A 14,347-nucleotide genomic window follows, 5' to 3' on the forward strand; every position below is an offset into this window, starting at 1 on the left:
CATGCGGGATCTGGAGCATGAACCAAATTTCATTGCGATTGGCCGTTCCGATGATTTGGACCCGACGACCGCCGTTGAAGAAGCCTGCGCGGAAATCGATAGTCTGTCGTCCTGCTTTGTCCTGGCCTTTGTCCCCAGCACTCTTGACCCGGCAGAGGTGTCACGTTGCCTGAACAGAAGACTTGCGGGTGTTCCAGTCTTTGGCTGCACCACCGCAGGTCAAATCACGCGATCGGGTTATGAATCGCATGCGCTTTTGCTGTTGGCCTTTCCAAAGTCCAACTTTCGGTGTTCGTCGATTTTGTTCGAGTCGCTCAGGCCGCTCAATTCAATGGAGATCGCTGCCGCAGCGCAGCGACTGGCCGAAAGATTCCGCCACACGGCGGGGTGGAACAGGCTGGCGCTGGTGTTTACGGATGGATTGTCCAAGCAGGAAGACTTGCTGGTTTCAACGCTGGAAACCGTTCTGGATGGATTGCCGATATTCGGCGGCTCTGCCGGGGATGGCCTTCAATATGAAGAGACGTTCGTTTTTCACGGTGGCAGTGCGCACAACAATGCTGCCGTCCTGTTGCTGATTGAAACCAACCTTGGTTTTCAGGGTATCGGTTTTGATCATTTCCTGCCCATCGGGTCAGAGATCATCATCACCGACGCCAACCCGGAAGAACGCGTGGTGTATGAGATCAACGGGGCGCCGGCAGCGCAGGAATATGCACGATTGGTTGGGTGTGCGGCCGAAGATCTTTCGCCACTGGTATTCGCGGAAAACCCGCTGCTTCTCAGGCAGAACCTCAATTACTATGTGCGTGCCATTCGTGAACCGATGGAGGGGGGATCCCTGTCTTTTCTAGCGGCGATCGATGACGGCCTTATCATGACACTGGGGCGCGGGAAGGAGATCATTGAAACGCTCGAAGCTGGACTGAATGTGCGCGACAACACCGGCGCGGCCCCGGATTTCATTCTTGGATTCGACTGTATTCTGCGGAAACTCGAAATCGAACAGAAGCAGTTGAGCAAACAGGTTTCGGATGTTTTGCAATCCCACCGGGTGGTTGGCTTCAACACCTACGGAGAGCAGCAATCCGGCGTACACATGAACCAGACCTTTGTAGGGGTCGCTTTCTTTGAACCCGAAAAGCGGGAACTGAGCTGACCATGCTTAATCCGGACGACCCGCCAGAGATCCAGATATCCAAACAGGCCAAGATCATTGATGCGCTGATGCGGCGCGCCAACCGTCAGAAAGATGTAGGCCCGTCCGCCTTTCTGGCGTTTCAATCGGCGATAGAGTTGCAGCAGCAGGTGATGAAGCAGAGTCGCGATCTGGAACGCGCGACCACCGAACTTGAAAGCGCCAGGTACGAACGCGAACAAACCCGCAAGAGCCTCGTCAAGGCCCTGTCTTCCATGGAAGAAGGGTTTGCGCTGTTCACGGATGGTGAATTGAACCTGTGCAACGAGCTGTTTCAGGCGATCTTCCCGGATATGTCCGATATTGTCGGGCCCGGCCTCAGCCTGGGTCGGTTTTTTCTGTTGGTGCAGAACAGCCCCGAATTCGTATCGTCCGACAATGGCATATCGAAAATGCTGGATACGCTTGAGCGCAATTGCCATACCGGGATGGTTTCCAGCGACGTGATCGAACTGATTGGGGATCGTTGGTATCAACTCAGCGCACAATACACGTCGCCTCAGAATGTGGTCATTCTGTTGACCGATATCACATCCGTTGTTCGCAGAAACCGTGATGAGAAAGAAACCCTTATTGACCGTCAGGAGGACTACCTTAAGGCGGTTTTCCAAAACATGAGCTCAGGCGTTTGCACGTTTTCATCAGATACGAAGATCATGATGCACAATGCGCGGTTCCGGGAAATACTGAACCTGCCGCTTTCCGTCTTGCAGGCAAACATGCCGGTGCAAACGCTTTTGGATCTGATGCGGGCGCGTGGGTTGATCAAGGCCGATGATGAACTCAGGATCGGCAAATGGCAACACGAGCTGAAAAGCCGAGGCTGGTTGCGCAAACGTGTGCGCGACGGATCAGACCGCGTATTGGACATTCAGGTCAACCAACTGCCGGATGGTGGTTTTCTGGTCGAACTGAAAGACGTGACTTTCGAAGCACGCGCGACCGAAACCCTGGAAAACCGGGTTATGGAACGCACGGCAGAGTTGACCCATGCCAACGCCAAGCTGGTTCAGGAATACGAAGAAAAAGCGCGGGTGGAAGAGGCTCTGCGGATCGCAAAGGAACGCGCCGAAGCTGCGGTTTCTTCCAAGACGCGATTTCTTGCGGCCGCCAGCCACGACCTGCTTCAACCGATCAATGCTGCAAAACTTATGATCTCGACCCTGCTGGAGATCACGCGTGAGACAGAGCTTCATGAGATGATGGAGCGTTTGGACGGTGCGTTTGGATCTGCTGAACAACTGTTGCACTCATTGCTGGATATATCGCGGCTTGAAACCGCTGACCCGGACACGGTCTCACCCACGGAAGTTAGCCTTGCTACGATGATTGCAGGGATACAGGGCGACCAAACGCTGGTGGCCGAGAGCAAGAATGTGACGCTTGATGTGGTTCCGTGTTCGGAAATCGTGAAATCCGACCCGGTCTATCTGTTGCGCTCGATCCAGAATTTGGTCGTGAATGCCATACAGTATACCGAACCGGGTGGTCGGGTTCTGGTGGGGTGCCGCAGGCGCGGCGACAAGGTCATTTTGCAGGTCTGGGATACGGGTATCGGGATCGCACGCAAAGACCAGGAGCGCGTGTTCGAGGAATTCACGCGGGCCGAAAACGTGCCATTGGGGTCCGGCATGGGGCTGGGTTTGTCCGTCGTGGACCGCGCCTGCCGGTTGTTGGGTCATAAGCTGTCGCTGCGGTCCAAACCTGGCATTGGTTCAGTGTTCAGCATAGAAATGGACAGGGTCGAAACCGGGCCAAGCACCATCGAACCCTTGGATCTTCTGGCCAATACGGGCGACGTGCCGTTGGATTTCATCATTCTGGTGATTGAAAACGACCGTGACGTTCTTTTTGGAACAACGCAGTGGCTGGAACAGAACGGCGCCAGTGTTCTGCCGGCCCGGTCACCGAAAGAAGCGCTGCAATTCATAAAAGACATAGGAATGCCCCCGGATATCATTCTGGCCGACTATCAATTGGATGATGGGGAAACTGGCGTGATGGCCATTCACCGGATCCGAGAGATGACGCAGACTCAAGTTCCGGCGATTCTGATCACGGCTGATCGCAGCGAAGCGTTGCGCAAAGACGGATTGCGGCATGAAATTTCGGTTATGGCGAAACCGGTCAAGCTGCCTCGGCTGCGGTCTTTGATCTTTTGGAAAATACAGAATGCCCTGCACGCGCAAACGCTCAACACCGACAAAAGTCGGCGATGACATGGGGCGATTTGCCCATACTCTCATCCTTGGGAGGGCCAGGTCATGAGAAGGCTTCTTTGCGGCATCGCCGTTTTGTTTCTGAGTTTGAATGCCGTATCCGCGGCATCGGTTGATGCCGAGCAAGCCTATGATTTGCTGTTCCAAAATGGCGTTTTAGACACAATCGAACGTGACAAGGAGTTGATTTATCAACGTACCGTCACAAACCGGATAAGACCCGATGCGGCGGAACGTGATACCGGTCTTATCTCTCTCAGTTTTTCGGATGACGGGAACGAGATGGCCCATCTTGAATTTCGCCAAGATGACAAACACCGCGCCATGGGTGTTTTTCCGGCCAGCGTCGGCAATCCGATGATCATGGTTTTCTATGAAAGCGCCATCCGGGATATGGCCGAGTCCGCCGGAGGCAGCCCGTTTTACATCCGAAACCGTATCAAAGATGCGCTGGTTCAACCTGCCGAGATCGTCGAGGGCGAGGCGGCGATTGGTGGCAAAACCATCCCCGTTCGGACCATTTTCATGCGTCCTTTCGCCGAGGATCCGAACCGCGATCGGATGCAAGGGTTCGGAGACCTGGTTCTTCGCGTCACGGTGTCAGAAGAGGTTCCGGGCTGGTATCTGAGCCTTGTGGCGGAGGCTGTTTCCGAACGTGACGGCACGGCCGTTTATCGATCGGAAATGCGGTTTGAAGGAATGCAGGAGGGTCGCGAATGAAAACGTCAGGCCAAATTCGGGAACGCAGCCGCATGACCTTTAAAGCGCTGGTCGCGGGCATTCTGGCAGCGCCCATTGCAGCGTCAGCACAAAGCGTTGCGGATCGGCTCAATGACTACCCGACCGCGGCGCGCACGGATTACGTGTTTGCATGCATGGTCACCAACGGTCAAACCCGCGAGATGCTGGACAGGTGTTCCTGCTCGATCGATTTGATCGCTTCGATCCTGCCGTATGAGCAATATGAACAGGCGGAAACTGTTCTGTCGATGCGTCGGGTCGGGGGAGAGCGTATGGCGTTTTTCAAAAGCGCGGTACTGGCCGAAAACATGGTGGCTGACCTGCGCCGGGCGCAGGCCGAAGCCGAGGTTGTCTGTTTCCGATAAACGCAGGCTCGTCCGTCAGCTGGCCGCAGCTTTGGGTAGGTCTTTTTCGAACGTGTTGCCCTCGGTATCCGTTGCCTTGACCGTCAACATGGTCGAGCCGTTGTCATTGTAGGCAAAACGGAAAGCCGGGTTTTCCGAGATCGAGATGCCGCCATCCATCGTGAACAGCAACTCATCCCCCTGCCAGACTTCGATATGGTCGATGAAATGCGCGGGGATGAACAGTTGCGTGACCTGGTCGCGTTGCAGGCCGGAATAGTTCGGGTGGCGGATCATGATTTGAGCTTCTCGGCGTGATGTTGAAATCTGCGCCTCTTCCCCGAAGCTGCGCAGCTTCATCTTGCCCATGGACGCCAATGCGACCTCTGGGTCTTTGCTGGCCGGTGCCGAACAGCCGCCCGATGCTTTGACAAACCGGCCTGTCATTTGAAGCCCGTCAGGCGTTTCAGCGATCACGCGGACATTCGAATATTGGTTCACGCGAACGCGCATCTCGAAATCCAACTGACCCATGGCCGGTGAAAAGCTGAAGACGCCTGCGATCGGGGCCGGGTTTTCGTCGATCACGACGGTAGCAGCGGAAATCCGGACATCGGGATCAAGCTGTTTCAAAACGATCGGCACCGTTGCGGCATCATGCGCCCGGTAAGGGGCGTCCAGCGCAAGCAGCGTGTCCGCGTTCCCGATCTGGGCGTCGCCCACGACATCGTATTGCAGGTCCTTCCAGGTTTCGCTGTCGACCAGAGGATTTTTGATCGGCTGCTGTGCCCATGCCGGCAGGGACAGCGCAAGAGAAAGGATCGCTGCGGGTGCTAGTGCTTTGGCCATGGTGTCTCCTCCGGCAACCGGTGGCCGAGAATGTGCCACAAAATGCGGGGAAAATACATGCCGACGAAAGGCGCGGTGGTTCGGGCAGAGATCTATGCCAATGTTCCGGTCGGAGGGCTGCCATGTTTGAAGCCGTGATTTTGCTATGCGCCCAGGTTGCGACAGAGCCTTGCAGAGAACAACTTTTGCCGGGTTACGAAGCCCGATCCCAGGCTGAATGCGAGCAGAAGCTGATAACAACTCCTCCGCCGCTGTCAGATTGGCGCAGCGGTGCGCCCTATTGTCAACCCATTGGCCAGGCTCTGGAATTTGAAGAAGCTGCGCCGGGTCTGTTCGTGCATCGCGGCTTGATAGCGGAACCCGACGCGGACAATCTGGGCGACGTGTCCAATATCGGGTTTGTCATTGGCCAGGACAGTGTCGCCGTGATTGATACGGGAACGGCACCATGGATAGGCGAGGCTGTCTGGCGGGCCATTCGGGCCGAGACGGACAAGCCGGTCAGTCACGTAATTTTGACTCACATGCATCCCGATCACACATTGGGCACAGAGCCTTTGGTCCTTTCAGGTGCGCAGGTTGTTGGCCATGTGGGGCTGGAGCGAGCGTTGCTTGACCGGTTGGGCAACTATGTCGAAAGCCTGAGCGCCGCGATCGGCGAAAGCGCCTATGTGGGCGTCGGGCCGATTTCCGTCGACATCGCCGTCGAAACCACGCACGAGATTGATCTGGGTGGGCGCAAACTGATCCTGCGGGCCTGGCCGCGGGCACATACCGGGAATGACTTGACCGTCATGGATGCAAACACCGGCGTCATGTTCACCGGCGATCTTGTATTTCACCGGCACACCCCGGCATTGGATGGTCAACTGATCGGCTGGCAACGCGTCTTGAAACAGATGACCAGGCTTGAGGTCACCCAAATCGTGCCGGGCCATGGTGGGCCGATCCTGGCGTGGCCTGAAGGGGCCGAGGATATGATGCGCTATTTGAACGTACTGGAAAGCGACACGCGCGAAGCAATCGACAGTGGTCAGCGGTTGGGGGATGCGGTTGAAACGATCGCTCAGGAAGAAGCGGTGCACTGGGACTTGTTTGACGCCTACAACCCGCGCAATGCAACGGTCGCATTCACCGAACTTGAATGGGAATAGCCCGGTCAGCGAATGGCCCGATCCAGGTTTTTCGCTTCGTTCAGATTGGCCTGATCTGCGCCCTGAACATCAGTCAGCCGCGTTGCCGTCAAATCGGCATTCGTAAAATCGGCACCGGACAAAGTGGCCCCTGTCAGGTCCGCCCCGCCCAATGTTGCCATCGACAAATCGGCATTGGTGAAATTGGCGTTGGGCAATTTGGCAAATTCCAGATCGGCGCGGGACATTTGCGCATCAGTGAAATCCACGTCCGATCCACGAGCCGAGGACAGAACTCCGCGCATAAGCCCCATGGATTGGTTGCGCATGTCGGCCGAAAAATCCGCCCCTTTGAATACTGCCCGGTTCAGATTGGCCTTGGTAAAATCGGCGGCTGTTCTGGCGTTTGTGAAATCCGTATCGCTCAGATCCGCCTGGCTGAGCTGAGTCTGGAACAGCTCGGCCCCGACTAGAGATGCGCCTGAAAGGTTGGCGCCGATCATCCAGGATTGGCTGAGAATCGCGCCGTCCAGAGTCGATCCCGACAAATTGGTGCCGTTCAATGATGTCGCTCGCAGGATCGCGTTGCTGAAATCCAACCCGGACAAGTCGAGATTGTTCAGCCAGACCCGGGTGAAATCGGCGGGCGCGTCGGCCGTGGCAGCCGTAAGCCGGGCCACGACATCGGCGCGGGTCATTTGCGCTTGGGTCATTTTGGGCAGGGTCATGTCAACGCCGCTGAGTGGGGACTGGCCCAGGGCCGAGAGGGGCGACAGCGTCAGAAAGATGATCAATACGTGTTTCATGTGTCCCTCCTTCCTCCGCCGGCGCTGCGTCAACCCTGGTCTGAGGTCAATTGTTGCAGCATTTGCGAAATCGCGAACAGGCGCCGTTCGATGATTTGCGGCGTTTCACACAGATAGGTGATCGAGCGTTGACGGTCAGAATAGATAAGTTGATCCCAATCCAATTGCTCTTCCAGGGCGTCAACGCGGTCATAGTCGGGCGGGTCGGAAGACAGGGCTTGGTCCATTTCCACCCTGGCCAGATCAATCTTTTCGGCCAGATCGATCTGCTTCAGCGAAAACTCTCCGATCCCCGCGATGATGTGCTTGCGCCTTTTGGACAAGGTGTCAAAGACGCGCTGGAACACCTGACCCAGAATATCCGGATCCCCGTTGTACCGCGCGGCAAACTCTGCAACCTGGGGCCGAAGGTCTTCCAGTTCGATCCGCCTCAGGGCCAACAGCCCGGCGATTTCGTCGATGTCGGTACTGTTTTCAGCGGTTTCGCCGTCAACAACCTGATACGGCCACATGAGGCCCAGCGACAGGTCCTCGACCTTGCGCTGAATGCACGGCCACGTTGGATCGGAGAAATCCGCAGCCAAGCCAGGGCCAGCCGCACCCAGACAGGCCAGCGCCAAAACAATCAGCTTGCCGTTTGACATCACAGCTTTCCTCCACGCGGACATCATGCATGAAATGTGCGCGCGAAGTCCATTCAACCCAATACACACCATTGTCTTAATTGTTTGCACGTGGTGCTCGCCCCCATACTCGACCCAAGCTGCCGGACTGCGGTTGATTCCGGTGCCATGGGAGGACAGACGGAGATGAGAACACGCGCGGCGGTTGCTGTGGCGGCAGGCCAACCTCTGGAAATCATGGAGGTTGAGCTGGATGGCCCGAAAGCAGGTGAAGTCCTGATCGAGGTCAAGGCGACCGGTCTATGTCATACGGATGAGTTTACCCGTTCCGGAGATGACCCCGAAGGGATTTTCCCTGCAATTCTGGGCCATGAAGGTGCCGGGGTTGTTCTGGAGGTCGGGGAAGGCGTTACCAGCCTTGCCGTAGGGGATCACGTGATCCCGCTGTACACACCCGAGTGCCGCGAATGCGAATATTGCCTGAACCCCAAGACGAACCTGTGTCAGAAAGTGCGGGCGACTCAGGGTGCCGGCCTGTTGCCGGATGGAACGACGCGGTTCAGCATGTTGGATGGCACACCGATCCACCACTACATGGGCTGTTCGACTTTTGCCAATCACACCGTTGTGCCCGAGATAGCGTTGGCCAAGGTGCGCAAGGATGCGCCGTTTGACAAGATTTGTTACATCGGCTGCGGCGTGACCACCGGCATCGGGGCCGTCATCAACACCGCCAAGGTCGAAATTGGTTCGCGTTGCGTGGTCTTTGGTCTGGGCGGAATCGGCCTGAACGTCATTCAGGGCTGTCGCATGGCGGGCTGTGATCAGATCGTTGGTGTCGACCTGAACGACGGCAAGGCCGAAATGGCGACTCATTTCGGTATGACCGATTTCGTGAACCCCTCGAACGTCAGTGGTGATATCGTGGCGCATCTGGTCGAACTGACCGGCGGCGGTGCGGATTATACCTTTGATGCGACCGGCAATGTCGGCGTGATGCGGACCGCTTTGGAATGCGCACACAAAGGTTGGGGTGAAAGCATCATCATCGGTGTGGCACCCGCTGGCGCCGAGATTTCGACGCGTCCGTTCCAGCTGGTCACCGGCCGGTCATGGCGCGGAACCGCGTTCGGCGGTGCCAAGGGCCGGACGGATGTTCCGAAGATCGTGGATTGGTACATGGCCGGGAAGATCGAGATCGACCCCATGATCACGCACAAGCTGACGCTTGATGAAATCAACCACGGCTTTGACCTGATGCACCAGGGTAAGTCGATCCGCGCGGTCGTGGAGTACTGACATGGGTTTGAAAGTTATCTCGCAAAACCGCAGTTTCGGAGGGGAACAGACCGTGTACTCCCACTCGTCCGAGACCTGTGATTGCGAGATGACCTTTGCCGTCTACCTGCCGCCTCAGGCCAAATCCGGCCCGGTGCCGGTGTTGTGGTACTTGTCCGGCCTGACCTGCACCCATGAAAACGCGATGACCAAAGGCGGATTTCAGGAGGCGGCTGCGGACTACGGTGTCGCGGTTGTATTTCCCGATACGTCCCCGCGTGGCGACAATGTTGCCGATGATGACGCCTATGACTTGGGGCAGGGGGCCGGGTTTTACGTGAACGCCACCCGGGACCCGTGGCGGGCCCATTTCAGGATGTATGACTACATCGTCGACGAACTGCGCGACATTGTACTGAAGAATTTCCCCGTGCAGGATCGCCACGGAATCACGGGCCATTCCATGGGTGGACATGGTGCGATTACGATCGCGATACGCAACGCCGACAAATTCGGATCTCTTTCGGCATTTGCGCCGATTGCGCACCCGACGCGGTCGGATTGGGGCCGTAAACAGCTCAGCAGCTATCTGGGTGATGACGAAAACACCTGGGTCGCGCATGACGCCACCCTGCTGCTGGAAGAGCACGGCTGGAAAGGTGACCTGCTGATCGATCAGGGCGCGGATGATCAGTTCCTTGATCTGCTCAAACCCGAAGCTCTGGCCAACATGATGGCCAAGCGCCGCCAGCCCGGACAGATCAGAATCCAGGAGGGGTATGACCATTCGTATTTCTTCGTGAACAGTTTTGCGCGCGACCATGTCGAATGGCACGCGGAACGTCTCAGCCAATGAAAATAACAAGGAAAGATTGATAGTGATCAGAACGGTATTCGCAGCAACCTGCCTCATGCTTTCCCCCGCCTTCGCAAGTGCCGATGGCGACCCCGAAGCGGGTGAGAAGGTCTTTCGCAAGTGCAAGGCCTGCCATGCGGTGGGCGAGGGGGCTGAAAACAAGGTGGGGCCGATGCTGAACGGCATTGTTGGACGTCAGGCCGCAACCGTCGAAGGGTTTGGCTATTCACCGGTGTTGATTTCGCTGTCCGAAGAAGGGCTGGTTTGGACACCTGAAGAACTGGACGCGTTTCTGACGAAACCGCGCGACTATGCGAAGGGGATCAAGATGACCTTCGCCGGGCTGCGAAAAGAGGACGATCGGGCCAACATCATCGCATATCTTGCGACCTTTGAAGACAACGGGTCGTAAGAGATCGCATTGCTCTCCCACCTATGCGACCGGAAAACCGTCGGTCGGGGCGAGCATCAACAGACACCGTAATCCGACCTGGGTGAGGTGTTGCAATGCAGAGAGAGATCGCTGCACGAAAGGGAGGAGATTGAATGAAAAATCTATCGCTTTGGACCTCCGGGATTGCCATTGCACTGGCCACCACGGCCTATGCAAATGACGACCTGGTTGCCCAGATGGAGAACGCAAAACAATGGGCGATCCAGACGGGTGACTACAAAAATCAGCGCTATTCCGAACTGGATCAGATCAACGCAGACAATGTAGGTGATCTGCAAGTGGCCTGGACCTTCTCGACCGGTGTTCTGCGCGGGCACGAGGGTTCACCGCTGGTGATTGGTGACATGATGTATGTCCACACGCCGTTCCCGAACATTGTCTATGCTCTGGATCTGGCAAATGAGGGCAAAATCGTCTGGAAGTATGAACCCAAGCAGGACCCGGACGTGATTCCGGTTATGTGCTGTGACACGGTGAACCGCGGTGTGGCTTATGCGGATGGCAAGATCTTCCTGCATCAGGCCGACACCAAGGTTGTGGCGCTTGATGCCAAGTCCGGGGATGTCGTCTGGGAAGTCCAGAATGGCGACCCGGCGATTGGTGAAACCAACACAGCCACGGTGTTGCCAATCAAGGACAAGGTCATTGTCGGCATCTCGGGTGGCGAATTCGGTGTGCGCGGGTCAGTTACGGCCTATGACATGAACTCGGGCGAGCAGGTCTGGAGGGCCTATTCCATGGGGCCGGATTCGGACATTCTTGTTGATCCGGAAAAGACCACCCATCTGGGTAAGCCGGTTGGCGCGGACTCGGGTACAAACACCTGGGAAGGCGATCAATGGAAGATCGGCGGCGGCACCACATGGGGCTGGTATTCTGCGGATCTGGACGAGAACCTGATGTACTATGGCACGGGTAACCCATCGACCTGGAACCCGGCGCAGCGCCCGGGCGACAACCGCTGGTCCATGACCATCATGGCGCGTGACATCGACACCGGTATGGCAAGATGGTTCTACCAGATGACGCCGCATGACGAATGGGACTATGACGGCATCAATGAAATGATCCTCACCGAACAGGAAATTGATGGCGAGCAGCGCAAGTTGCTGACCCATTTTGACCGCAACGGTCTGGCCTACACCATGGATCGCGTCACGGGTGAGCTGCTGGTGGCCGAAAAATTCGACCCGGTTGTGAACTGGACAACTGGCGTCGACATGGATCCCAACAGCGAAACCTATGGCCGCCCGGCCGTGGTTGCGCAGTATTCGACGGAACAGAACGGCGAGGACGTGAACTCGACCGGTATCTGCCCGGCGGCTTTGGGCACCAAAGACCAGCAGCCGGCGTCGTACGACCCGAACCTTGGTCTGTTCCTCGTGCCAACGAACCACGTTTGCATGGACTACGAGCCGTTCCGTGTCAGCTACACCGCCGGTCAACCCTATGTGGGCGCGACGCTGGCGATGTATCCTGCACCGGATAGCCACGGTGGTATGGGTAACTTCATCGCTTGGGACAACATCAAAGGTGAGATCAAGTGGTCTATACCCGAGCAGTTCTCGGTCTGGTCGGGTTCGCTGACCACCGCAGGAGGCGTCACCTTCTATGGTACACTAGAAGGTTACATCAAGGCGGTGAATACCGAGACAGGTGAAGAACTTTACAAGTTCAAAACACCTTCTGGTATCATCGGCAACGTGATGACGTACGAGCAAGGTGGCAAGCAGTATATCGGCATCCTGTCAGGTGTCGGTGGCTGGGCCGGTATTGGTCTGGCGGCTGGTTTGACCAACCCGAATGACGGTCTGGGCGCCGTGGGTGGCTATGCCGCACTCAGCGACTATACCGCGCTGGGCGGTCAGCTCACCGTGTTCGCATTGCCGAACTAAGCCAAAGATCTGGCCGGCGCGGTTCAATCGGACCGCGCCGGTTTTCACTTGAAAAGAAACGAGCGTTCCATGAACCATTCTGTACGTCTTCTGGCATCAATTCTTGCATTGTGCCTTCCTGTTGCCGCCATTGCTGACAATCTGGCAGTCGCGTATTCCGAAGATGGACGGTATTACACCGAAGACGATATCCCGACATTCAACGTGGCCGAGGATGGAACCGTGGACTGGATGACATTTTCAGGCTTCCGGCGCTATCACGCAGAATGCCATGTCTGTCATGGCCCTGATGGCGAGGGCTCGACCTATGCGCCGGCTCTGAAAAACTCAGCGTTGGAAATGGATTATTACGACTTTGTTGATATCGTCACAAATGGTCGCCAGGTGGTGAACGCCGCTGAAAACTCGGTGATGCCGGGATTTGGCGACAACCCGAATGTGATGTGCTTTCTTGATGATATCTATGTATATCTCAAAGCCCATGGATCGGGCGCGATCCCGCGTGGCCGCCCGCCCAAGAAAGAGGCGAAATCTGACGTGATCCGCGAGGATGAAGATGCGTGTATGGGCTAAGGCCTGCCTGCCGATTTTCGGACTTTGCGTCTGGCTTTGTCAGGCAGTGCCCGTGTCGGCGCAGACGTCTGACCTGGTTTCAAGAACGGCTTTTCGCGTCTGTGCGGATCCAGCCAACTATCCCGTGTCATCCAAGGATGGATCGGGGTATGAAAACAAACTGGCCGAATTGATTGCCGAAAAGCTGGAACTGCCTGTGCAATATGTCTGGTTTCCGCAGGCGACGGGCTTCATACGGAACACGCTGGCCGCCAAGCGTTGCGATGTGGTGATCGGTTATGCGCAAGGTCATGAGCTGGTGCAGAACACCAACCACTACTACACGTCCGCCTATGCGCTGATCGTGCCGATGGACAGTGATCTGGCCCAGGTGGACAGGCTGAACGATCCCATGCTCAAAGGGAAACGGATCGGGATCGTGGCAGGTACACCGCCCGCAGCTCATATGGCGCGGAACGGGCTGATCGGGCAAGCCAAGCCTTACAATCTTTTTGTCGACCGACGTGTGGAAAGCCCGGCCATCGACATGCTGGATGACCTGCAAACAAATGAGATCGATGCGGCCATTCTTTGGGGCCCGCTGGGCGGACCACTGGTCAAGGCGGACTATCCTGATTTCAAGGTGATCCCACTGGTCAAGGAAGAGCTGCCGCCGCGCCTGTTCTATCGCATCACCATGGGCGTACGGCAGGGTGAGAAGGTTTGGCAGAGACAGCTGAATTCCCTGATCCGGCGCAACCAGGACGAGATCAATTCGTTATTGGCCGAGGCTGGTGTTCCCTTGGTGAATGATCTGGGGACCGAGGTTCTGGACCTGTCGCAATGATGCGCGCATCGGTGGCAATTACGTTGATCTCGACTGCCGCAATAGCGCAGACAGTACCCGAACCAGGTGATTATCGCATGGACCACTACCGCGCGCCGGTGCCGGATCAGATAACCGGCGGGACGGTCATCGGCCCGGAAGAGGCGCACGGCCTGTGGCAGGAACAAAGCGTCGCGTTCATCGACGTTTTGCCGCAGCCGCCCAAACCGGCCAATCTGCCCGAAGGCACGATCTGGCGCGACAAGCCGCGCGACAGCATTCCGGGATCACTGTGGTTGCCCAATGTCGGCTACGGCGCAATTGCCGATGTTACGGCAGACTATTTTCGAACCGGCCTAGAAGCCAGCACCAATGGCGATATCAACCACGGTCTCGTGTTCTTTTGTCTGGAAGATTGCTGGATGAGCTGGAACGCCGCCCGACGCGCAATCGAATGGGGATACACCAAAGTCTATTGGTTCCCGGAAGGTACCGACGGCTGGGCCTTGTGGGGCTATCCGCTGGAACGGGTAGAGCCAGCCCCGGGCCAACCCGTTGCCGGAGGCGGCTGAT

General features: G+C 56.8%; 15 protein-coding genes. 12 read left to right on the forward strand and 3 right to left on the reverse strand.

Annotated elements, in window-relative coordinates:
- The first annotated feature begins 1 nt into the window (after window position 1).
- From GOW56_RS11125 to GOW56_RS11140, 4 genes are read left to right on the forward strand one after another with little or no spacing between them, the layout of a single operon-like run.
- Window positions 2-1,159, forward strand: coding sequence for an FIST N-terminal domain-containing protein (locus GOW56_RS11125; RefSeq protein ID WP_171205907.1), 1,158 nt, complete (start codon window positions 2-4; stop codon window positions 1,157-1,159).
- Between the two features lie 2 nt (window positions 1,160-1,161).
- Entirely contained in the window at window positions 1,162-3,417 is a 2,256-nt protein-coding gene (locus GOW56_RS11130; RefSeq protein WP_171170140.1) for a PAS-domain containing protein, read from the forward strand.
- A gap of 45 nt (window positions 3,418-3,462) precedes the next feature.
- On the forward strand, window positions 3,463-4,137 hold the full coding sequence (locus GOW56_RS11135; protein ID WP_171118300.1) for a hypothetical protein: 675 nt from the start codon (window positions 3,463-3,465) through the stop codon (window positions 4,135-4,137).
- A 32-nt stretch (window positions 4,138-4,169) separates the two neighbouring features.
- A complete protein-coding gene (locus GOW56_RS11140) occupies window positions 4,170-4,523 on the forward strand; it encodes a hypothetical protein (protein WP_171205978.1) in 354 nt (117 codons plus the stop codon).
- A gap of 15 nt (window positions 4,524-4,538) precedes the next feature.
- Here GOW56_RS11140 and GOW56_RS11145 read toward each other — a convergent pair whose 3' ends face one another.
- Complete coding sequence (locus tag GOW56_RS11145; protein WP_171205908.1) at window positions 4,539-5,351, reverse strand: quinoprotein dehydrogenase-associated SoxYZ-like carrier; 813 nt, start codon at window positions 5,349-5,351, stop codon at window positions 4,539-4,541.
- 122 nt (window positions 5,352-5,473) lie between these two features.
- Here GOW56_RS11145 and GOW56_RS11150 point away from each other — a divergent pair, with 122 nt between their 5' ends.
- Window positions 5,474-6,505 (forward strand): quinoprotein relay system zinc metallohydrolase 2, encoded by a 1,032-nt coding sequence (locus tag GOW56_RS11150; RefSeq protein ID WP_171205909.1) that lies wholly within the window; start codon window positions 5,474-5,476, stop codon window positions 6,503-6,505.
- A gap of 5 nt (window positions 6,506-6,510) precedes the next feature.
- Here GOW56_RS11150 and GOW56_RS11155 read toward each other — a convergent pair whose 3' ends face one another.
- Both GOW56_RS11155 and GOW56_RS11160 read right to left on the reverse strand, forming a co-directional pair.
- The gene (locus tag GOW56_RS11155; RefSeq protein ID WP_171205910.1) at window positions 6,511-7,290 is read right to left on the reverse strand and encodes a pentapeptide repeat-containing protein; all 780 of its coding nucleotides are present in this window, start codon (window positions 7,288-7,290) and stop codon (window positions 6,511-6,513) included.
- A gap of 29 nt (window positions 7,291-7,319) precedes the next feature.
- On the reverse strand, window positions 7,320-7,934 hold the full coding sequence (locus GOW56_RS11160; RefSeq protein WP_171118309.1) for a hypothetical protein: 615 nt from the start codon (window positions 7,932-7,934) through the stop codon (window positions 7,320-7,322).
- Window positions 7,935-8,099: 165 nt separating this feature from the next.
- On the opposite strand from GOW56_RS11160, the gene GOW56_RS11165 reads away from it, so the two are divergent.
- From GOW56_RS11165 to GOW56_RS11195, 7 genes are all read left to right on the forward strand, one after another.
- Window positions 8,100-9,212, forward strand: coding sequence for an S-(hydroxymethyl)glutathione dehydrogenase/class III alcohol dehydrogenase (locus tag GOW56_RS11165; protein WP_171118312.1), 1,113 nt, complete (start codon window positions 8,100-8,102; stop codon window positions 9,210-9,212).
- A gap of 1 nt (window position 9,213) precedes the next feature.
- Entirely contained in the window at window positions 9,214-10,047 is an 834-nt protein-coding gene (gene fghA / locus GOW56_RS11170; protein WP_216601148.1) for an S-formylglutathione hydrolase, read from the forward strand.
- 55 nt (window positions 10,048-10,102) lie between these two features.
- Window positions 10,103-10,459 (forward strand): cytochrome c family protein, encoded by a 357-nt coding sequence (locus GOW56_RS11175; RefSeq protein WP_171170155.1) that lies wholly within the window; start codon window positions 10,103-10,105, stop codon window positions 10,457-10,459.
- 134 nt (window positions 10,460-10,593) lie between these two features.
- Window positions 10,594-12,396 (forward strand): methanol/ethanol family PQQ-dependent dehydrogenase, encoded by a 1,803-nt coding sequence (locus tag GOW56_RS11180; protein ID WP_171118316.1) that lies wholly within the window; start codon window positions 10,594-10,596, stop codon window positions 12,394-12,396.
- Window positions 12,397-12,465: 69 nt separating this feature from the next.
- Window positions 12,466-12,969, forward strand: coding sequence for a c-type cytochrome, methanol metabolism-related (locus tag GOW56_RS11185; RefSeq protein ID WP_171118318.1), 504 nt, complete (start codon window positions 12,466-12,468; stop codon window positions 12,967-12,969).
- Complete coding sequence (locus GOW56_RS11190; protein WP_367397100.1) at window positions 12,953-13,795, forward strand: substrate-binding domain-containing protein; 843 nt, start codon at window positions 12,953-12,955, stop codon at window positions 13,793-13,795. The genes GOW56_RS11185 and GOW56_RS11190 overlap by 17 nt, the downstream gene beginning before the upstream one ends.
- A complete protein-coding gene (locus tag GOW56_RS11195) occupies window positions 13,792-14,346 on the forward strand; it encodes a PQQ-dependent catabolism-associated CXXCW motif protein (RefSeq protein WP_171118322.1) in 555 nt (184 codons plus the stop codon). Before GOW56_RS11190 ends, GOW56_RS11195 begins: the two co-directional genes overlap by 4 nt.
- Window position 14,347: the final 1 nt, after the last annotated feature.

This window comes from Ruegeria sp. HKCCA0235A, from assembly GCF_013033235.1.
Taxonomy (GTDB): domain Bacteria; phylum Pseudomonadota; class Alphaproteobacteria; order Rhodobacterales; family Rhodobacteraceae; genus Ruegeria.